Source organism: Specibacter sp. NPDC057265, from assembly GCF_042668835.1.
Taxonomy (GTDB): domain Bacteria; phylum Actinomycetota; class Actinomycetes; order Actinomycetales; family Micrococcaceae; genus Specibacter.
The window spans coordinates 58,658-78,192 of record NZ_JBHUYE010000014.1 but is presented as its reverse complement, the minus strand read 5'-3'; the positions used below and the strand labels follow the sequence as shown (position 1 = coordinate 78,192).

Below are 19,535 nucleotides of genomic sequence, written 5' to 3'. Positions count from 1 at the left end.
GACAGGGTTGCCCCGCGCCACCGGCTTGTGCCGGCCGGACTTAGGAGTCCGAGCTGCTTTCAGAGAAATCAGGGGACGCGACGGAGCCACGGGCATCCAAATCGCGCAACTGGCCTTCAATGTAGGTCTTCAGACGTGTCCGGTAGTCGCGTTCGAAGCCACGCAGCTGCTCGACCTTGCGCTCGAGCACTGAACGCTGCTGCTCCAGGGCGCCGAGGGTCTTGCGGCTCTTTTCCTGGGCATCATTGACCAGCGTGCTGGCTTCAATTTGGGCCTCGGCAATGATCTTGTCACGCTGTTCAACACCTGCGTTGACGTATTCGTCATGCAGACGCTGCGCCAGGGCAATGACGCCCGTGGCGGATTCCGCGGTGGAGGCGGCGGCGGGGGCAGCTGCGGCGGGGGCAGGTGCGGGGACCTCCTTGACCACGGGGGCGGCTTCCTTGACCGGCTCGGCGACCTTGGGCTCGGGGGCCTTGACAGGCTCGGCGACCTTGCTTTCCTTCTCCAGCGATGGAGCGGGGGCAGCAGCTGCGGCGGGTGCGGTTTCGGATCCGGCATCGGCGAGCTGCTTGCGCAGATCGTCGTTTTCCTGATGCAGCCGGCGAAGTTCTACGACGATTTCGTCAAGAAAATCGTCGACTTCGTCCTGGTCATAGCCTTCACGAAACTTTGTCGGCTGGAACCGCTTGTTGACAACGTCTTCTGGCGTAAGCGCCATTTAGTCACCTCATTGGTTTAAGTGAGTCTGAAATCGGCATTTGCCAATCCGACTGCGGTACCGAATGCAAATCTGGCGATCTGCACTTGGGTTCTATCGATTTTTACAATATAGCTTTTCGCCGGTGAAAACTAATGACGCGGCTCTACACTGCAAAACTTCTCGTCACGCTCATGCCGATCCCCACCGCAACGATGAGCAGCAGAAAGCCTATATCCAGTGCCACGGAGCCCAGGCGCAGGGGCGGAATCATGGCCCGCAGCTTGCGCAGGGGCGGGTCCGTGAGCCTGTAAACAAAGGACGCAAGCACGAGGGCGGCGCTTTTGGGCCGCCAGTCACGGGCAAACACCTGGATCCAGTCAAAGACCATCCGCAGCAGCAGCGTCAAAAAGTACAGCAGCAACAACAGGTACAGAAGGGCAAAAACCATATTCACGCGGGCACATTCCTAAGTATGGGAAACGAATTGGCCTGACTCCACAATAGACCAGCGCAGCCGCTGAACGGGCACCGGTTTTTTACTTGCCCCGGTACAACGAACTGCCCGGACACTTGGTGCCCGGGCAGTTCTGGAAGGCGTCAAAAAGCTGCGTTTAGCTTTGGTTGAAGAAGCTGGCCTGGGTGTCGGAGATCTTTTTGTCATCGCCAAGCACTTCAATGTACGACGGCGAGAGCAGGAACACCTTGTTGGTCACCCGTTCAATGGAGCCGCGCAGGCCGAACACCAGTCCGGCGGAGAAGTCCACCAGACGCTTGGCGTCGGCTTCACCCATGTCGGTGACATTCATGATGACGGGGATGCCGTCACGGAAGCTTTCACCGATGATCTTGGCATCGTTATAGGAGCGGGGGTGGACGGTGGTGATTTGACGCAAACTTTCAGCCTCTTCCCGATTTGATGCGGCACGCTTGATGGGGGTCACCGGAGCCCGGTATTCGTCGTCCCCGGATTTGGCGCCGGAGCTTTCAGGCGCCGGCGTGGCGGCCGGGGCGGATTCACGCTCTGAGGGCTCGGCGTAGCCCTCGTCCTTGGCCAATGACGGAGCATGCTCAGCGTCATAATGCTCGTCACCGTCAGCGAGCCCAAGAAAAATCATTGTCTTGCGCATTGCGCCAGCCATGGTTGCTCCTCATTAGTCTGCGCAGCTTGAATCCACGTAGATCTGGTTGTGCCATACATCTTGCTAACAATCATGTTGTTGCCAACACGCAAAACGCTACCGCACGGTGGGACGGGGTCCGAGTATATCGGAACCGACACGCAGGTGTGTCGCCCCGGCGGCGATGGCAGCCTCCAGGTCGTGGCTCATCCCGGCGGAGACTGCCTTGGCCTGGGGGTGCTGTTTGACCAGCTCCGCGGAGGCCCGGGCCAGCAGCTCAAAGGCGGCTTCTGGTGGCACCCCCAGCGGTGCCACCGCCATGAGTCCTGCCAGCTCCAGCCCTTCGGTGCCGGCAATCAGTTCAGCCAGCCGCTCCAGTTCCGACGGCGCCGCGCCTCCCCTGCCGCCGGCTGGCAGGGGCGGGGCTGACGGGAGCTGGGGATAGGCGCCGCTGAGGTCCAGCTGCACATGGCATCGCAAGGCCGGACGCCCGCTGTGCTGTTGCCGGGCCTGGACCGCCTTCCCCAACGCTGCCACCAGCGCCGGCCTGTCAATGGACTGCACGGAATGGGCGTAGGCGGCCACGGACTTGGCCTTGTTGCTTTGCAATTGGCCAATGAAGTGCCAGCGCAGCCCGGACGCTGCCACGGCCGCCGCCTTGGCAGCGGCCTCCTGATCCCGGTTCTCCCCCAGGTCGCGGACACCAAGGCCGTGCAGCCGCAGCACGTCGGCCGCTGGATGAAATTTGCTGACCACTATCAAGGCCGGGGTGTCGCTTCTGCCGCTGGCGGCGGTTGCGGAGGCAATGCGGGCTTGAACTGCCCCCAGCCGTGTGGCCAGCTCGGCCGTGCGCAGGTCTTGATGCGGTGTCATGACGGGAAAAGCCCTCCTGGATCGGTGCTGCCAAGGTTGTCCTGCCGGATCGGGCGGGCGTGCGGTGCTGCGGCCACGAAGCCAATGAATCGGCCTTCGGGCCACGCTCCACGCTGGGAGCGGCGGTGGGAAAACCAGCGTGGATCCTCCATGGTGCAGGCCTGGGGGCCCACGGCCCCAATCCCCAGCTGCGCCAGCTGGGCCGTGACGGCCGCGGGCAGGTCCAACGCCGGCGTGCCCCAGGAGGTGGTGGCGAAGGCCTCCGGCACCCGGGCACCGACGCTGCGGCGCAGGGCGGCTGGAACTTCATAACAACCGCCACAGACGCTTGGACCCAGCTGCGCCGCAATGTTGCGCGCCCCCGCGGCCCGCATTTGCGCCACCACGGCGGCCACCACATTCAGTTCCACACCCTGGCGGCCGGCATGGGCCACGGCCACCACGGGTTCGCCGAGGCTGCTGTGCCCACCCAAAACCACCGGCACGCAATCAGCGACCATCACGGCCAACCCCCGGCCCGCAGCCGGGCCCCCCGCGGCCACCAGGGCGTCGGCGGTGGGCACGTCCACGGCAGGGTTGATGCGCGCCGGACGGTGGCCCCCGCCCACGTGGGCCACGGTGCTGCCATGGACTTGATTCATGTACGCCAAGTTGACGTCCGTGCCCAGCAGGGCCGCCAGTTCGTGGTTCAGCGCCGTGCGCCGCGCTGCCACGGCCGCCGCCTCGTCACCAACATGAAAGGCCAGGTTGCCCGTGGCGGCGTCGGTGAAACCGGCCCAGATTCCTGGGCTGATTTGTGCAACGTTCCGCATGCGGGCGACCTGGCCGTTCATTGATCCACCCCGGCGAAGGGGTGGGAGGGTTTACTTCAGAAAATCGGGAACATCCAGGTCATCGGCCCGGTGGCCGGTGAGGTCGGGCTCCACAATGGCCGGAAGTTCGACGTCGAAACCGCCGTCCGCCGGAACCTGCGAGCCCGACTGCTGCCCCCACTGGTTCAAGTTGGTCACCGAGGCGCTGGCGGGCACGGCGGCCGGAGCCGGCGGTGCCGTCACGGCGGCCGGTTCAGCTGCGGGCTTCTCGGACTCCGGGGCGTCGAAACCGGCGGCAATCACCGTCACGCGGGCCTCATCACCCAGGGCATCGTCAATGACGGCACCGAAAATGATGTTTGCTTCCGGGTGGGCAACTTCCTGGACCAGGCGCGCGGCCTCGTTGATTTCAAAGAGCCCCAAATCCGAACCGCCCTGAATGGAGAGCAGCACGCCATGGGCGCCGTCAATGGAGGCCTCCAGCAGGGGCGAGGCAATGGCGAGCTCGGCGGCCTTGACGGCACGGTCCTCACCCCGGGCGGAACCAATGCCCATCAGGGCCGAACCGGCGCCCTGCATGACGGATTTCACGTCAGCAAAGTCAAGGTTGATCAGGCCGGGCGTGGTGATCAAGTCGGTGATGCCCTGAACACCTGACAGCAGCACCTGGTCAGCGGAACGGAAGGCATCAAGGACCGAAACATTGCGGTCGCTGATGGACAGCAGCCTGTCATTGGGAATCACAATGAGGGTGTCCACCTCATCGCGCAGGGCCTCAATGCCCGTGTCCGCGCTGGTGGCGCGGCGGCGGCCTTCAAAGGTGAACGGACGGGTGACCACGCCAATGGTCAACGCACCCAGGGTCCGGGCGATCCTGGCCACTACGGGGGCACCGCCGGTGCCGGTTCCACCGCCTTCACCGGCCGTCACAAACACCATGTCGGCGCCGCGAAGAACTTCCTCAATTTCCTCCGCATGGTCCTCGGCGGCCTGGCGGCCCACATCGGGGTTGGCACCGGCGCCGAGTCCACGCGTCAGTTCGCGGCCCACGTCGAGCTTGACGTCGGCGTCGGACATCAACAGCGCCTGCGCGTCGGTGTTGATGGCAATGAACTCCACGCCGCGCAGACCCACGTCAATCATGCGGTTCACTGCATTGACGCCGCCGCCACCAATTCCGACGACTTTGATGACTGCCAAGTAATTCTGGGGTGCTGCCACGTTACGTGTCCCTTGTTCGTTTGTTGCTTTGAAATTCAAAAAGTGCCGCCCTGTTGCCAAAGAGGCTTGGCTTCCATTGTAAATTACCGGGGTAACCTTCAAGTGAAGCTTGAAACCCTGCACTCTAACCTTCGACTTGAAGCTTAGAGTTATGTCAACCAGCTATCATCAGTGACGCTATGGTGCATCAGCCCTGCATGCAATGACCATCCCCGCGTGTCGCGGCAATCCATAGAAATTTTCAGTCCCCTCCCAGTATGCCTTGGAAGCGGCCCCGCCCTCATCGTGTGACGGGATGGCGGGGGGCGCTGACATCAAAGACCTTTGCCGGCACCGGTGCGGCCTTGCCCGCTTCGGGGGTGGCCTGCGGTGCATTGAGCAGTGCCTGCAGCACCTGGGACTTCAATTCCATGTCCGAGGGGCTCCCCCAAATGACGCTGCGGCCATCGGTGAGCTTGAGTTCCACTGCATCCGGTGAACTCGCCGAGGCATTGGCCAACTGCTTCAGGATGGACTGCGGCAGGTTCGCCAACACCGCTGTCATGGCCTGGAAGGTGGCCTCACCAATGACGGCCCTGCCGCCGTCAATGAGCGGCAGGGATGCCTCGGCCTGGTCGGCCGTGGCGCCCAACTGCACTCCGTCCTGGTCCACGAGCACGTATTCCTGACCATTTTTCAACAGCGCCACCGGAACCCGCTCCACCAGCTGCACCACCAGCGTCGACGGCGGGCGGGCCTGGATCCTGGTGCTCTTGACCTGCACAATGGGGCCCAGCAGCTCACTGACCTGGGCATCGGTGACCTGGGGCAGCGGCTTGCCCACCAGGGGCGCCAGGGTTGCCTCCAAGGTTTCGGTGGCCACCAGGGAATTGCCCTCAAACACCACGTTTTTCACGGCCAGGACCGGGGAGTAGAGGGCCACTGCCATGATCACTGCCAGCACAGCCGCCACTGCGGCCGCCGTCCACGCCAGCAGGCGGCGGCGGCGCTTGTATCCGGGTTCGGGAAACACCAGCACCGTGGCACCGCTGGGGGGCTTTTTGGCGCCGGGCCGTGGTGCCTGGTCCGCCTTGTCCGCCTTTTTCCTGCCGGCGGCCGTGTCCCGGCGCGTCAGCAGCGTCCGCCAGGCTGCTGTCCGTCCCCCGGCAGCCGGACCCACTGCGGCGGCATCCGCCCCGGTGGAATCCCCCGGGACCGGATCCGCCGGCATGACGGAGACCTTCGCACTGGTGGCCCGCACGGACCCTGCCGCCTGCCCCGGGGCATCACTGGCTTGGGCGGCACCGGCGGGCACGGGTTTTTTGGCTGCCGGCGTTTCAGCGGCCGGGCGCGCTGCACCCGGGCGCGCTGCACCCGGGCGCGTCTTAATGACCTTGGGCCTGCGGGGCTCAGCCATCGGCGTCCGCCTCCGCCGCGCCGGACTGCAGCGCGGTCAGAAGCTGCGCACCCAGCTCCGTGACGTCCCCGGCGCCGACTGTCAAGATGATGTCCCCGGGCTTGGCCTGGGCTGCCAGCTGTCTGACGGCGTCGCCGCTTGCGGGAATGTATCCCGGGAGCGCGCGCAACGACCGGGTGATCAGTTCACTGCTGACCCCCGGGATGGGGTCCTCCCGGGCGGGGTAGATGTCCACCACGGCGACGGTGTCGGCCAGATCCAGTGCCGTGGCAAATTCCTGGGCAAATTCGCGGGTCCGTGAGAACAAGTGGGGTTGGAAGAGCACATGCACCTGGTGGGGTCCGGCCACTGTGCGCGCGGCCTTGAGGGCGGCGGTGACTTCCGTCGGATGGTGGGCGTAGTCGTCGTAGACGGACACCTCCTTGGCCTGGCCCTTGAACTCAAATCTGCGCGCGGCGCCGCTGAAGCCGGCCAGTGCGGCCAGGGCCGCGGGAAGGTCCACATCCAGGGCCAAGGCCACCCCCACCGCGGCCGCGGCGTTGCTGAGGTTGTGGTTGCCGGGGACTTGAAGGCGCAGCTCGAAGGTGCGGGCCTTTGCCTCCGGCACCCCGGGGGGAAGAATCCGCACACCGGCTGTGGTGTGCAGTCCTTCATGGGATCCGGGCAGCAGCCTGATGTGGGCGTGCTCGGCAAAACCGTACAGCAGGCAGCGGGTCCCGGCGGCGGCGGCTTTGGCGGCCAGGGCGTTTGACCCGGGGTCGTCGGCGCACGCCACCAGGGTGCCGTCCGGAGTCAGCAGGCCCACGAACTGCTCAAAGGCCGCCACGACGGCGTCGGCGGTGCCGTAGTGGTCCAGGTGGTCCGCCTCCAGATTGGTCACCACCGCCACGTGGGGGCGGTAGTTCAGGAATGAGGCATCGGATTCATCGGCTTCGGCCACGAACACCGCTGCCGTGCCGTGTCCGGCGTTGACGCCCAGGCCCTGCACGGTGCCACCGACGGCGAAGGAGGCGTCCACCCCGGCGGATTTGAGCATGACCGTGGCCATGGAGGTGGTGGTGGTTTTGCCATGCGTGCCTGCCACCGCCACCACGCGGTCACCGGCCATGGCGGCAGCCAGCGCCTGGGAGCGGTGCAGCACGCGGCGGCCCAGGCGGCGCGCGGCCTGCAGCTCCACGTTGCTGTCCCGGATGGCGGTGGAGACCACCACGGTGTCGGCGTCGGCAACATGACTGGCCTGCTGCCCCACATGGATGGTGGCGCCCAGGGCACCCAACTGCGCAAGGGCCGCCGAATCCCGCAGGTCCGAACCGGCCACGGGTATGCCGCGGCCCAGCAGGATGCGGGCCACCGCTGACATCCCGGCGCCGCCGATGCCAATGAAGTGAACCTTGCCCAAATCCGCAAGCGTGGGTGCCAGGTAGGGCTGCGCTGCGGCGGTGGCCTTTTTGTTCAGTGCCGCCATCACCTGCCCCCTGCCTTGATGACTTCCACGGCCATGTGCGCGGCGGCGTCCCGGATTCCCAGGGCTGCGGCCTTGGCGCCCATGTGCCCTAACCTGGCGCCGTCCTGAACCAGCGGCACCACGTTCGCTGTGATCCAGCCTGCCGTCAGTGCGGCATCAGGCACCAGCAGTGCGGCTCCGGCGTCCACCAGTTCGGCGGCGTTGCGGGCCTGCTCGCCATTGCCAATGGGCAGCGGCACAAACACCGCGGGAAGCCCCACGGCGGCCAGCTCCGACACCGTCCCGGCACCTGCGCGGCACAGCAGCAGATCGGCGGCTGCGTAGACGTCTTCCATGGCATCGACGTATTCCACCTGGCGGTAATGCGGGAAGCTGGCGGCACGGCCGTCACTGCCGGCCACGGACTTGCCCGCCCCCGTGATGTGCAGCGTCTGGATGCCGGCTGCACCCAATTCCCGCGCGGCGCCGGCAATGGCCTGATTGATGCGCACCGCGCCCAGGGAACCGCCGGTGACAATGAGTGTGGGCTTGTCCGCATCCAGTCCCAGGCGCTCCCTGGCCCCCTCCTGCGCGCTGTTGCGCTGCAGGGTGGCAATGGCCTGGCGCATGGGCATGCCCACCCGGTGGGCATTGCGCAGCCCGGTGGAGGCAAAGGCCGTGCCAAGGAAGCGTGCATGGCGGGCGCCGACCCTGTTGGCCAGTCCGGCCCTGGTGTTGGCCTCATGGATCACAATGGGCACCCCCAACGACTTGGCTGCCAGATACAGGGGCGTGCACACGTAGCCGCCCACACCCACCAGCACATCGGCCTTGGCATCGAGCAGGATCCCCTTGGCATCGGCCACTGCCCGGCGCATCCGCACCGGCAGTTTCATCAGGTCCATGGAGGGGCGGCGCGGCAGGGGTATCCGGTCAATGAACACCAGCTTGTGCCCGGCGGCAGGCACGAGCCTGGCTTCCAGCCCGTCCTTGGTGCCCACGGCCGTGATGGCGGCATCCGGAACGTGCTCCAAGACGGCGGCGGCAATGGCCAGCAACGGGCTGACATGCCCGGCGGAGCCGCCCCCGGCAAGCACCACCGACACGGGTGGAGTATTTTTTTCAGTCATGAAGTTTCTGGCACTCTTTCTGGCTCGGTGCGGGAAAAGGAGAGGACAACGCCCACTGCGGCAAGGACCATGATCAACGATGTTCCGCCGTAGGAAATCAGCGGCAGCGGCACCCCAATGACGGGCAGCAGCCCCACCACCACGGCAATGTTCACCACTGCCTGGCCAATGATCCAGGTCAGGATCATGCCGCAGATGATCCTGGAAAAGACGTCGCTGTGCGTGTTGATGACACGGAAGATCGCATACGCCAAAACTGCGTACAGGCCCAGGATGATGAAAGTGCCCAGCAAGCCGAACTCTTCACCAATGATGGCAAAAATGAAGTCATTGTGGGCTTCGGGAATCCAATTCCACTTCTGCCGGCTTTGCCCCACGCCCACGCCAAACCAGCCCCCCGAAGCCAGCGCGTACATGCCGTTGAGGTACTGGTCGCAGGAGCCGGGAACGCTGCAGTCGCCCAGCCAGCTGGAGATGCGCCCGGACCTGTTTTCGCTGGTGAGCGAGGAAACCAGGGCTGCGGCGCCACCAAGCACCACGGCTCCGGCGAGCAGCCACCACCGCACGCCGGCGAACAACAAACCTCCCAGCACCATCAGGCCAATGATGATTGCCGTGCCCAGGTCCTTGCCCGCCATCACCAGGCCCAACACCAGGGCGGCGCCAATCCCCACGGGGACCGCCACATGCACCAGCCTGCGCACCAGCAGACCCTTGGCCGCCAGCACGGCGCCCATCCAGACGGCAAGGGCCAGTTTCGCCGCCTCCGAGGGCTGAAACTGCACCGGCCCCAAGGCCAGCCAGTTTTTGTTTCCCTGCACATCCACACCCAGCGGCGTCAAGGTCAGTGCCAGCAATGCCAGCGCCAGCAGGATCAACAGCGGTGAAATCCTTTTCCACAAACGTGCCGTGAAGCAGGAGAGGATGAACATCAAGGCCAGCCCCAATACGGCAAACCCGGATTCCTTGATGAACAGCTCGTAGGGATTCTGCCCCTCGGAGATGGTTTCCGCCGTGGAGGCCGAAAGCACCGTCAGTCGCCCAATCAAGGTCAGTGCCAAGGTCGTGCCGATGATCCAGTAGTAGGAGGCGGTGGGACGCCCCACGCGCTGCCGCAGCGAATAACGGATCCGTTGGAGCGGACCACGGCGTGGGGACCGGCCCTTGGACGCATCCACGTTCTTTTTGGCCGGCGTTGCCGCGGGCCTGGTCCGTGCGGATGCCCTGGCCACTATGACCTGCCGCCCGCCTGGGTTTCCAACAGTTCCCGGACTGCGTTGATGAACGCCTCCCCGCGGTGGGCGTAGGAGGTGAATTGATCCATCGACGCCGACGCCGGCGCCATGAGCACAGTGTCTCCGTCGCTGGCCAGGGAGGCTGCCAAGGCCACCGCCTCGGCCATCACCGCGTCTCCGCGCAACTGCCCCGGCTCAACATGCCTGCCGGCCTCGGCGCGGGTGGACAGCAGCTGCACTCCGGGAGCGTGCCGGGCCAGTGACCCGGCCAGCGCGGTGCTGTCGGCGCCGAGCAAAATGACTGCCTTGAGCCGGGACGCGTGTGCCTGCACCAAAGCGTCGTAGTTCACGCCCTTGGACAGGCCTCCGGCTATCCACACAATGGGGTTGAAGGCCGCCAACGACGCTGCCGCGGCGTGCGGGTTGGTGGCCTTGGAGTCATTGACCCACAACACGCCGTCGCTGGTGGCCACCGGCTGGATGCGGTGTTCGCCATGGTGGTAGTCCAGCAGTCCCTGGCGGACGTGGGCCGCAGCCACCCCACAGGCCCGCACCAGTGCCGCGGCGGCGGCGGCGTTCGCCACCAGGTGGCGGGGCACCAAATCACCTATGTCGGCCACAGCGGCCAATTCGGCGGCCGAATCCCGGCGTTCGGCAATGAAGGCCCTGTCCACCAGGAGTCCCTCCACCACGCCCACCATGCTGATGGCGGGCACGCCGGTGGTGAAACCGACGGCGCGGCAACCTTCCTGAACGTCGGCCTCCTCCACCATGCGTTCAGTCTCACGCTGCTCGGCGTTGTAGATGCAGGCTATTTCAGTGTTGGCGTAAATCTTGGCCTTGTCAGCGGCGTAATCGGCAAAACTGCCATGCCAGTCGACATGGTCTTCGGCCAGGTTCAAGCAGACGCTGGCCACCGGGGCCAGGGACCGGCACCAGTGCAGCTGAAAACTGGACAGTTCCACGGCCAGGTAGTCCCAACCCTCGGGATCACGCACCGCGTCCAGGATGGGGGTGCCAATGTTGCCTGCGGCAATGGCCCGCAAACCGGCAGCCTGCAGCATGGATTCGACCATGGTGGTGGTGGTGGTTTTGCCATTGGTGCCGGTAATGGTGATCCAGCGTGCAGTGGGGCGTCCGGCCTTGATCCGTACGCGCCACGCCAATTCAACGTCCCCCCAAATGGGGATGCCGGCACCGGCAGCGGCCGCCAGCAGCGGATGGCTGGGCGCGAAGCCGGGGCTGGTCACCACCAGTTCCGCCGGCTGGCCCTTGACCAGCGGCAGCTCGGCGGCTGTGGCGGGGCCCAACAACACCTCGGTGACCCCCACAATCCGCAGGGTCTCGGCGTTGGCCCGGGCCTCGTCGTCGTCCGAGGCTGCGACCACCACCACGTGGGCGCCGAGTTCGGCCAGGGTGTCGGCCACGGAGAAGCCTGTCCGCCCAATGCCGGTGACCACCACGCGCAGACCTTTCCAGTCCGCGTCCCAGCTGGTCAGTGATTCCAGTCTTGCTTGCGCCGTTGTCACAGTCTCACAATCCATTCCGCGTAGAAGGCACCCAGTCCGACGGCGACCATCAGACCTGCCAGGATCCAAAAACGCACCACGACGGTCACCTCGCGCCAGCCCTTGAGCTCGAAATGATGCTGCAGGGGGGCCATGAGGAAGACGCGTTTGCCCTTGGAGAGCTTAAAGAAGCCCACTTGAATAATGACCGAGAGGGAGATGACGACGAACAGTCCGCCGATGATGGCCAGCAGCAGTTCGGTGCGGGAAAGTATGGCGAACCCTGCAATGGCACCGCCAATGGCCAAGGAACCGGTGTCACCCATGAAGATCTTTGCCGGTGAGGTGTTCCACCAGAGGAAGCCAATGAGCGCGGCAAACATGATGGCTGCCAAAAGGGCCAGATCCAGCGGGTCGCGGACCTGGTAACAGACTGATTCGGAGAACACCTTGCCGGCGTCGCAGGACTGGCTGCTCTGCCAGATGCCGATGAGCGTATAGGCGCCAAAGACCAAAATGGAGGCCCCGGTGGCCAGTCCGTCCAGGCCGTCGGTGAGGTTCACTCCGTTGGTGGCGGCGGTGATGATCAAGTTTGACCACACCACAAACAACACCACGCCCAGGCCCGCGCCGGCAAAGGCCAGGTTCAGGCCGGGAATGTCACGGGCGAAGGAAATGAAGGTGCTGGCTGGAGCGAGTCCGGAATCGTCAGGGAACCCCAGGGCCATGACGGCAAAGGTTATGCCCACCACGGCCTGGCCAATGAGTTTGCCCTTGGGGTTCAGTCCGGTGTTGTGCTGCTTGCTGATTTTCAGGAAATCATCCAAGAAGCCCACCAGCCCCATGCCCACCATGAGGTAGATCATCAGCAGCCCCGAGGCCGTGGGCCCCTCGGAGGCGGGGTTGATCAGCCACACAATAAGGTGCGTGATGAAATAGGCGGCAACCACCGCCCCCACCACCACGGTTCCACCCATGGTGGGTGTTCCGCGTTTGATTTGGTGGCTGGTGGGACCGTCTTCCCGGATTATTTGTCCGTAGCCCTGCTTCACCAGGAAGCGAATGAATATGGGAGTGCCGATCATGGCCAAGGCCAGGGCCAGGCCTGCTCCGATGAGCAATGCAATCATGGCTGGACCGTCCTTTCGCCTGAGGCAGTGTCGATGGGGTCTGTGGGGCCGTACCCCGCAGATAATGCTATCTGATCCCCCAGGAAGCGCAGTCCGGCTCCGTTGGAGGACTTGAACAGCACCACGTCTCCGGCTTGCAGTTCCGCTGCCAGTATTTTCGCCGCAGCATCGGCGTCGGGCAGGAACATGGACTCCTCCCCCCAGGAGCCTTCCATGACGGCCCCCACGTGCATGGCCCGCGCCCCGGCACCCACCACCAGCAGGCGGGAAATGTTCAGCCGCACGGCCACCCGGCCCACGGCGTCGTGTTCGAGCACCGTGTCCTCGCCCAGCTCCAGCATCTCCCCCAGCACCGCCCAGGTCCGGCGCCCGGAGGAGCCCAGTTCGGCGAGGGTGCGCAGGGCCGCGCGCATGGATTCGGGGTTGGCGTTGTAGGCGTCATTGATGACAGTCACCCCGTCGGCCCGGTCGGTCCGCTCCATGCGGTGGCGGCTGGCGGCCGTTTGACTGCTGAGGGAGGCGGCAATGTGTGCGGGCGGGGCACCGGCAACGTGGGCGGCCGCGGCCGCGGCCAGCAGGTTGCCCACATGGTGCAGACCCAGCAGCTTGCTGTGGACGTCATGGGCGTGGGCCTCGCCGGGGAAGGAGAGCTCGAATTCCGGTTGCCCCTGCCCGTTGGTGTGCACATTGCGTGCCTGCACAAAGTCCGGGCCCGGCTGCGCCAACGTGGCATCCTGCGACTCCGGCCCGGCGGCATCGGCACTGCTGAAGAACACCACCGGTGCCCCGGAGCGTTCCGCCATGGCCCTGACGCGGCCGTCGTCGTAGTTCAAAATGGCATGGCCCTGGGGAGCCAGGGCCTCGACCAGTTCACCCTTGGCCATGGCAATGTTCTCGATGGAACCAAATTCGCCGGCGTGGGCGCTGCCCACACACAGGACCACACCCACGTCCGGGCGGACCATGGAAGCCAAATACGAGATGTGCCCCCTCTTGGTGGCGCCCATTTCAATGATCAGGTACCGGGTGGAGGTGTCGGCCCGGAACACTGTCAAAGGAACCCCCACCTCACCGTTGAACGAGCCCACCGGGGCGATCGTGGGGCCCAGGGGGGACAGGATGCCGGCCAGGAGGTCCTTGGTGGTGGTTTTTCCCGCCGACCCGGTGATGCCGATGACCGTCAGGGGCGTACTGGCGCGGATGCGGCGGATCACCTCCGCGGCAAGCCCGCCCATGGCCAGCACCACGTCCGCGACGACCACGGCGGGAAAGGGATTGCCGTTCCCGTCCGCAGGGACCGCACGTTCGGCCAGGGACAGCACCGCTCCGGCGGCAAAGGCGGCGGCCGTGAAGTCGTGGCCGTCGGCGTGTTCTCCCGGTTTTGCCACATACATGCTGCCGGGGACCGCTGCACGCGAATCCGTCACCGTCAAAGCCATGTTGACGGTCAGCTCGGGGTCGGTTCCGGCCGTAAGGGTGCCGTTGGTCAGTTCGGCAATGTCCGCCGCGGATATTTCAATCATTGTTTCAGGACTCTATCGCGCTTGTTTTGGTGAGCTGGAATCCGCGGGAAGCCAAAGCTGTGCGCAGTTCAAGCCTGTCATCGAGGGAAATATTGATGCCTTTGACTTCCTGGTGGACCTCGTGGCCGCGGCCGGCCACCAAGATCACGTCCTGGGCCGTTGCCAGTTCAACGGCGCGGACAATGGCATCCGGGCGCAGGGCGCACTCCTCCACCACCCGGTTCAAACCCCTGCCGGTGTTGGCGGCCACGGCGCCGGCCATGACCTGGGCGCGGATGGTGGCCGGGTCCTCGTCATGCGGATCGTCATCGGTGACAATGACCACCTCCGCGCCGGCCACGGCGACCGCACCCATGATGGGCCGCTTTGTGGCATCACGTTCGCCGGTGGCACCAAAGACCAGAATCAGGCGCCCGCCTGCGGTGGCGGGCCTGACGGCCTCCATGGCGCGGGCCAGCGCGTCGGGGTTGTGCGCAAAGTCCACCACAGCCACCGGCGCGGAACCGACCAGCTGCATGCGTCCGGGAACCTCCACGGTGAAGGGGTCGTGCTGGTCCAGGGCCGCCTGCAGGCGTGCCAGCACCACTGCGCGGTCCTGGGCGGTAAACAGCTGCTCAGCCACCATCACAAGCGCCAGTGCGGCGTTGGAGACGTTGAAGGCACCGGGCAGGCCGGTTTTCACCTTCAGCTGAGCCCCGCCCGGGCCCAACAGTGTGAAGCTCGATCCCAGGCGCTGACGCTGCACCTGGGCAACACGCCAATGCCCCTGGGGTGCCGGGTCCGCGCCGGCGGCCCCGGCGTCGCCGCCGGCGGGGTGGGTGGAGAGGGTCACGGCCGGGACGCTGCAGCTGCCCGCCAGGCGCCGGCCCCATTCGTCGTCAACACAAATGACGGCCCGGCGGGCGTGCTCAGGGGTGAACAGTTGGGCCTTGGTGGCAAAGTAGCCGGCCATGTCCCCGTGCAGGTCCAGGTGGTCCTGGGTGAGGTTGGTAAAACCAGCCACATCAAAGTGCACTCCGTCCACGCGGCCAAATGTCAGGGCATGGGAGGAGACCTCCATGGACGCCGCGTTGAGGCCGCGTTCAGCCATGACGGCCAGGAGGGCATGCACCTCGGTGGATTCAGGGGTGGTCAGCCTGCTGGGGATGGCCTCGCTGCCGACCAAAATCTCAATGGTGCCAATGAGTCCCGTGTCCTTGCCCAGGGCCTGCAGCAGCGAGGTCAAAAAGTAGGTGGTGGTGGTCTTGCCGTTGGTGCCGGTGACGGCAAAAAGGTCCAACGCCGCAGCACCGCCGTAAACGGCTGCGGCCAGGGAGCCCGTGACGGCACTGACATCTGGCACGACGAGCACCGGGACAGTGCAGCCGGTGGGCAACAGCCGGCTCCCGGCGTCGTCGGTCACCACCGCCACAGCGCCGGCGGCAACCGCGGCTGCGGCAAAAACGGCCCCGTGCGTGCGGGCGCCGGGCCGGGCCACGTACAGGTCCCCCGGCACAATGGCCCGGGAGTCCAGGCTGACGCCGGTCACGTGCACCTCGGCGCCCGCGGTTCCCGGCGAAGCACCACCGGGTGCGCCCGCAGCCGCTTGGGCAAGGTCTGCCAGCCGGGCCAAAGCCACCCCAGGGAGCTTGTGGGGACGCAGGGGGGCGGGGGAATTACTCAAGGGCACGAACGTGGAATCCTTTTCCGTCAAGTGGTGTTGGGGATGGCTGCTCATTTGTAGAACTTCGGCAGTGCCACCGGCTCGGTGGTGGACGGTGGCACGTCATAGCTGCGCAGCACCTGACCCATCACCTGATTAAAGGTATACCCCTGTGTGACGCCAAAGATGCTTCCCTGGGGCCGTTGGACGGTAATGGCCACCACATATTTGGGATCCTCCATGGGTGCCATGCCAATGAAGGAAGAAGTGAAACCGTCGAATCCCACACCGTTGTCCGCCGGCGCCTCCGAGGTGCCGGTCTTGCCACCTGAACGGTAGCCGGGAATGTTGACCACCTTGTAGTCGGTGGTGGTCACCACACCTTCGAGCATGTCCTTGGCGGCCTGGGCGGTTTCAGGGCTGATGACCTCCACCCCCGCGTCCTGCGGCACCGTCTCCACAGTGCCGTCGGCGTGGGTAAAGGATTCAATGATGGCAGGTTTGAGGCGCACGCCGTCGTTGGCCACTGTCTGGAACACCATGGCGGTCTGCAGGGGCGTCTGCGCCACGCCCTGGCCAAACAGCACCGTGTACTGCTGGCGGCCGTCCCAGTTGCGCCAGTCCGCCAAAATGCCGGGGCTTTCGCCCGGCAGGTCGATGCCCGTCTTCTCACCCACGCCGAACTTGCGCATGTAGTCATAGCGTTGTTCCAGGCTGAGCTTGGAACCGGCAATGACGGTGCCGGTGTTCATGGAATCGGCAATGATGCCGGAGAGCGTGCGCTGCTCGGTGCCGTGGACAAAGGAGTCCGAAAAGGTCTGCCCGTCCACTGTCACGGTGGGCGGCACCACATACTCGCTCAAGGGGGTCGCCAAGCCCTCCTCGACCAGTGCGGCAGCTGTCATGATCTTGCTGGTGGATCCGGGTTCGACCACCGATTCAACGGTGCGGGAACGGATGTTGGCTGTCTTGGATGCCCCGACATTGTTGGGATCGTATGAGTCGCTGTCGGCCAGGGCCACCACTTTGCCGGTCTCCACTTCAACGACGGAGATGCTGGCCCACTCGGCGCTGTACTGTTCCTTCTGCTGTTGGGCAGCCTGCTGCGCGTAGTACTGAATGTCCTGGTCAATGGTCAACTGCACGGTTTGGCCGTCCACTGCCGGCTCGGTCCGCACCGGCGCCGTGGGGATGATGATGCCGTTTTTGCCGGCCTGATACGTGCGCTTGCCATCGGTGCCGGTGAGCTGCGCGTTCATGGTTTGTTCAATGCCGCCCAACGCGTTGCCTTCGGGATCCACAAAGCCCACAATGGGCCCGCCCACGGGACCCATGGGGTACACGCGCTTGGTGACGGCCTCGGAGTAGATGCCCGGGATGCCCAGTTCGGCAACTTTCTGCTCCAGGAGGGGGCTGACGTCCTGGGTGATGTAATTGAAGGTTTTGTCGCCCGTGACGGCCGTCCTGACGTCCTCGACCTTCAGATCCAGCACCTTCGCCAATTGCTCCAGCCCCTCGTCGCGGCTGTAGGTGACGGTGGTCTGCTCACCGGTCTTCGGGTCCGTGGTGCGGCGCTCATATTCAGTGAAATCATTAAAGTTCACTTGGGAGACGGTGATGTTGTAGCGGATGATGCTCTCGGCCAGAACCTTGCCCTTGGAATCGACGATCTTGCCGCGCAGGGCAGGCAGCTTCTGAACCACTGTCCGCTGATTTTCCGCCGCCTGCGCCATATTGTCAACGTCCAAGCCCTGGACCATGACCAGGCGTCCACCAATGACGAGCAGCAGCACCATCATGAAGGCAAAGCTCAACCGCATCCGGCGGCGCCTGATCCTGTTCAGTTGCTGGAGAGCCGCACCATGTGCTGACTTGGCTGGTTCTTGTGCCACTGGCGCCGTTCCTCATGTCATTGCGGGTGGGGCAGCTTGGACTGCCACCATGGGTGAAAACCGTTGCCGGGAGCTAACCGTCCTTTTGGGCGGGAGCGGGGATGCTGCCGCCGTTTAACTCCGGAGCCGGTTCGACGCTGGGCGCCGGCGCCGGAGCAGGTTTTGCGCTGGCATCCGGCACCGGTTTCGCTGCCGGGGCGGCTGCGTCCTTGGCGGCTTCGGCGGCGGCGGGACTTTGCGGACCCGGCTCCTGGTCCGCGGCAACCGTGGGTTTTTCCACCATGGCCGGGGGGATCACCACCAGACCCTTGGCATCGGCAGGTGCCGGCTGCGGGGACCCGCTGACGGTCTGCGTGCGGACGTCAATTTGGCCCGTCGTCCCAGCCGGCACCATGCCCAGCGCCGCCGCGTCGACCACCAACTTCTGCGGGGCCTGCTGCGCGGCGATTTCCTGTTCCAGTGCCTGGTTGGACTTGACCAGCACGGTTTGCTGGCGCTTCAAATCCACCAGTTCATATTGACCCTTGGACACGGAGATGCTCATGACCAGGACCACTGACATGGCCACCAGCACCACCAGGAACAAGATCACTATCAGTTGGGAACTGCTGCGCTTGGGGGTGGAGGTCACCAGTTCCAGCCCGGTCCGCGTCTTTTTGGACGCGCCACCCTTCAGCGGGCCGGGAGCCGGTTGGGGCAGCGGCAGAGCACGGGCTGTGTTGCCCACATTGAGCTGTGCGCGGTGCAATGCTGGCTGGCTCATCGTGCACTCCTGGTTTTGATCTTTTCCACTGCCCGGAGCCGTGCCGAGGCGGCTCTGGAATTCTCTGCTATTTCCTCAGCAGTAGGTATTTCGGTGCCCTTGGTCAGGCGCTTGAGGGTGGCCTGGTGCTCTTCAAGCTCCACGGGGAATCCTGCCGGCGCGGAGGATCGGGCACCTGCCGCAAACACCGACTTGACGATCTTGTCCTCCAGCGAGTGGTAGGACATCACCACGGCACGCCCGTGCAGCGCCAACGCATCCACTGCCGCCGGGATGGCTCTTTCCAACACGTCGAGTTCCTCGTTGACCTCAATGCGCAGGGCCTGGAAGGTGCGTTTGGCAGGGTGTCCGCCGGTTCGCGCCGCGCCGGCGGGAACCACGTTCCGAATGATCTCCACAAGCTCTCCGGTGTGGCTGAGGGGGGCCTTGTTGCGGGCGGCCACAATGTGGTTGGCAATGCGCCCGGCAAATTTTTCCTCACCCCATTTGCGGATAATCCTGACCAGTTCCTCTTCGGAGTAGTTGTTGACCACGTCGGCGGCCGTCTGCCCCCGGCTGGTGTCCATGCGCATGTCCAAAGGCGCATCGAAGGAGTACGCGAAACCACGCCCGCGCTCGTCAAGCTGCAGTGAGGAAACACCCAGATCCATGAGAATGCCGTCGACTTCCGCGATGCCCAGATCCTTTAGCACCTCGGCTATTTCGTCATAGACGGCATGGACCAGGTCGGTGCGGTCCCGGAATGGGGCCAGGCGTTCCCCGGCCAAACCCAGCGCTTCGGTATCCCTGTCAATGCCTATCAAATGCAGATCGGGATGCCGCTGCAGCATGGCCTCACTGTGCCCGCCCATGCCCAAGGTGGCATCAATGACCACCGGGGTGCGCCCCGCGTGGCGGGCGGCATCGAAGGCGGGAGCCAGCAAATTTATGCAGCGGTCTTTTAAAACGGGGATGTGACGCTCGGACGTGGGCAATGCGGGGTTGTCCGAGGCCATACAACTTCCATTTCTCTTCGGTCATAACCGGGATGGGGAAAGCGCTCCCCCAAAGGCAATGCAAATGCGGATAATTCTTTTGCTGGTGCTTTCCTGCTCAGGTTCCACTTGCTCAACTGCCCCTGCAGGCATTGCGAGTTTTTGTCTTGA

Annotated in this window: 17 protein-coding genes; all 17 read right to left on the bottom strand. The window is 64.9% G+C overall.

Annotated features, from left to right (window positions below):
* Nucleotides 1–40 precede the first annotated feature (40 nt).
* Nucleotides 41–721: a DivIVA domain-containing protein gene (locus ACFUCV_RS11045; protein WP_380815556.1), complete on the bottom strand. Its 681-nt coding sequence runs from the start codon at nucleotides 719–721 to the stop codon at nucleotides 41–43.
* A gap of 145 nt (nucleotides 722–866) precedes the next feature.
* Nucleotides 867–1,151: a YggT family protein gene (locus ACFUCV_RS11040; RefSeq protein ID WP_380815554.1), complete on the bottom strand. Its 285-nt coding sequence runs from the start codon at nucleotides 1,149–1,151 to the stop codon at nucleotides 867–869.
* A 163-nt stretch (nucleotides 1,152–1,314) separates the two neighbouring features.
* Nucleotides 1,315–1,842, bottom strand: coding sequence for a cell division protein SepF (locus ACFUCV_RS11035; protein WP_380815552.1), 528 nt, complete (start codon nucleotides 1,840–1,842; stop codon nucleotides 1,315–1,317).
* A gap of 96 nt (nucleotides 1,843–1,938) precedes the next feature.
* A complete protein-coding gene (locus ACFUCV_RS11030; RefSeq protein ID WP_380815550.1) occupies nucleotides 1,939–2,694 on the bottom strand; it encodes a YggS family pyridoxal phosphate-dependent enzyme in 756 nt (251 codons plus the stop codon).
* Nucleotides 2,691–3,527, bottom strand: coding sequence for a laccase domain-containing protein (locus tag ACFUCV_RS11025; protein WP_380815548.1), 837 nt, complete (start codon nucleotides 3,525–3,527; stop codon nucleotides 2,691–2,693). Before ACFUCV_RS11025 ends, ACFUCV_RS11030 begins: the two co-directional genes overlap by 4 nt.
* 30 nt (nucleotides 3,528–3,557) lie before the next feature.
* Nucleotides 3,558–4,727 carry a cell division protein FtsZ gene (gene ftsZ, locus ACFUCV_RS11020; protein WP_380815546.1) on the bottom strand — a complete coding sequence of 390 codons (1,170 nt, stop codon included), beginning with the start codon at nucleotides 4,725–4,727 and terminating at the stop codon, nucleotides 3,558–3,560.
* Between the two features lie 280 nt (nucleotides 4,728–5,007).
* Nucleotides 5,008–6,123, bottom strand: coding sequence for a cell division protein FtsQ/DivIB (locus tag ACFUCV_RS11015; RefSeq protein WP_380815543.1), 1,116 nt, complete (start codon nucleotides 6,121–6,123; stop codon nucleotides 5,008–5,010).
* Nucleotides 6,116–7,588, bottom strand: a complete 1,473-nt coding sequence (gene murC, locus ACFUCV_RS11010; protein WP_380815541.1) for a UDP-N-acetylmuramate--L-alanine ligase — start codon at nucleotides 7,586–7,588, stop codon at nucleotides 6,116–6,118. Before murC ends, ACFUCV_RS11015 begins: the two co-directional genes overlap by 8 nt.
* On the bottom strand, nucleotides 7,588–8,697 hold the full coding sequence (gene murG, locus ACFUCV_RS11005; RefSeq protein ID WP_380815539.1) for an undecaprenyldiphospho-muramoylpentapeptide beta-N-acetylglucosaminyltransferase: 1,110 nt from the start codon (nucleotides 8,695–8,697) through the stop codon (nucleotides 7,588–7,590). The genes murC and murG overlap by 1 nt, the downstream gene beginning before the upstream one ends.
* A complete protein-coding gene (gene ftsW / locus ACFUCV_RS11000) occupies nucleotides 8,694–9,929 on the bottom strand; it encodes a putative lipid II flippase FtsW (protein WP_380815536.1) in 1,236 nt (411 codons plus the stop codon). Before ftsW ends, murG begins: the two co-directional genes overlap by 4 nt.
* Nucleotides 9,929–11,476: a UDP-N-acetylmuramoyl-L-alanine--D-glutamate ligase gene (murD, locus tag ACFUCV_RS10995; protein WP_380815534.1), complete on the bottom strand. Its 1,548-nt coding sequence runs from the start codon at nucleotides 11,474–11,476 to the stop codon at nucleotides 9,929–9,931. The genes ftsW and murD overlap by 1 nt, the downstream gene beginning before the upstream one ends.
* Nucleotides 11,458–12,570, bottom strand: a complete 1,113-nt coding sequence (mraY, locus tag ACFUCV_RS10990; protein WP_380815532.1) for a phospho-N-acetylmuramoyl-pentapeptide-transferase — start codon at nucleotides 12,568–12,570, stop codon at nucleotides 11,458–11,460. The genes murD and mraY overlap by 19 nt, the downstream gene beginning before the upstream one ends.
* The gene (murF, locus tag ACFUCV_RS10985) at nucleotides 12,567–14,093 is read right to left on the bottom strand and encodes a UDP-N-acetylmuramoyl-tripeptide--D-alanyl-D-alanine ligase (RefSeq protein ID WP_380815530.1); all 1,527 of its coding nucleotides are present in this window, start codon (nucleotides 14,091–14,093) and stop codon (nucleotides 12,567–12,569) included. The genes mraY and murF overlap by 4 nt, the downstream gene beginning before the upstream one ends.
* A gap of 4 nt (nucleotides 14,094–14,097) precedes the next feature.
* Complete coding sequence (locus ACFUCV_RS10980) at nucleotides 14,098–15,810, bottom strand: UDP-N-acetylmuramoyl-L-alanyl-D-glutamate--2,6-diaminopimelate ligase (RefSeq protein WP_380815528.1); 1,713 nt, start codon at nucleotides 15,808–15,810, stop codon at nucleotides 14,098–14,100.
* Nucleotides 15,807–17,627, bottom strand: a complete 1,821-nt coding sequence (locus ACFUCV_RS10975) for a peptidoglycan D,D-transpeptidase FtsI family protein (RefSeq protein WP_380815526.1) — start codon at nucleotides 17,625–17,627, stop codon at nucleotides 15,807–15,809. Before ACFUCV_RS10975 ends, ACFUCV_RS10980 begins: the two co-directional genes overlap by 4 nt.
* A gap of 73 nt (nucleotides 17,628–17,700) precedes the next feature.
* The gene (locus ACFUCV_RS10970) at nucleotides 17,701–18,390 is read right to left on the bottom strand and encodes a hypothetical protein (RefSeq protein ID WP_380815524.1); all 690 of its coding nucleotides are present in this window, start codon (nucleotides 18,388–18,390) and stop codon (nucleotides 17,701–17,703) included.
* On the bottom strand, nucleotides 18,387–19,385 hold the full coding sequence (gene rsmH / locus ACFUCV_RS10965) for a 16S rRNA (cytosine(1402)-N(4))-methyltransferase RsmH (protein ID WP_380815523.1): 999 nt from the start codon (nucleotides 19,383–19,385) through the stop codon (nucleotides 18,387–18,389). The genes ACFUCV_RS10970 and rsmH overlap by 4 nt, the downstream gene beginning before the upstream one ends.
* Nucleotides 19,386–19,535 lie beyond the last annotated feature (150 nt).

Bases quoted from the DNA above. Each gene is read 5' to 3' on its own strand.
- ACFUCV_RS11045 (WP_380815556.1), bottom strand. From the start codon at position 721: ATGGCGCTTACGCCAGAAGACGTTGTCAACAAGCGGTTCCAGCCGACA.
- ACFUCV_RS11040 (WP_380815554.1), bottom strand. From the start codon at position 1,151: ATGGTTTTTGCCCTTCTGTACCTGTTGTTGCTGCTGTACTTTTTGACG.
- ACFUCV_RS11035 (WP_380815552.1), bottom strand. From the start codon at position 1,842: ATGGCTGGCGCAATGCGCAAGACAATGATTTTTCTTGGGCTCGCTGAC.
- ACFUCV_RS11030 (WP_380815550.1), bottom strand. From the start codon at position 2,694: ATGACACCGCATCAAGACCTGCGCACGGCCGAGCTGGCCACACGGCTG.
- ACFUCV_RS11025 (WP_380815548.1), bottom strand. From the start codon at position 3,527: ATGAACGGCCAGGTCGCCCGCATGCGGAACGTTGCACAAATCAGCCCA.
- ACFUCV_RS11015 (WP_380815543.1), bottom strand. From the start codon at position 6,123: ATGGCTGAGCCCCGCAGGCCCAAGGTCATTAAGACGCGCCCGGGTGCA.
- murC (WP_380815541.1), bottom strand. From the start codon at position 7,588: ATGGCGGCACTGAACAAAAAGGCCACCGCCGCAGCGCAGCCCTACCTG.
- murG (WP_380815539.1), bottom strand. From the start codon at position 8,697: ATGACTGAAAAAAATACTCCACCCGTGTCGGTGGTGCTTGCCGGGGGC.
- murD (WP_380815534.1), bottom strand. From the start codon at position 11,476: ATGGATTGTGAGACTGTGACAACGGCGCAAGCAAGACTGGAATCACTG.
- mraY (WP_380815532.1), bottom strand. From the start codon at position 12,570: ATGATTGCATTGCTCATCGGAGCAGGCCTGGCCCTGGCCTTGGCCATG.
- murF (WP_380815530.1), bottom strand. From the start codon at position 14,093: ATGATTGAAATATCCGCGGCGGACATTGCCGAACTGACCAACGGCACC.
- ACFUCV_RS10980 (WP_380815528.1), bottom strand. From the start codon at position 15,810: ATGAGCAGCCATCCCCAACACCACTTGACGGAAAAGGATTCCACGTTC.
- ACFUCV_RS10970 (WP_380815524.1), bottom strand. From the start codon at position 18,390: ATGAGCCAGCCAGCATTGCACCGCGCACAGCTCAATGTGGGCAACACA.
- rsmH (WP_380815523.1), bottom strand. From the start codon at position 19,385: ATGGCCTCGGACAACCCCGCATTGCCCACGTCCGAGCGTCACATCCCC.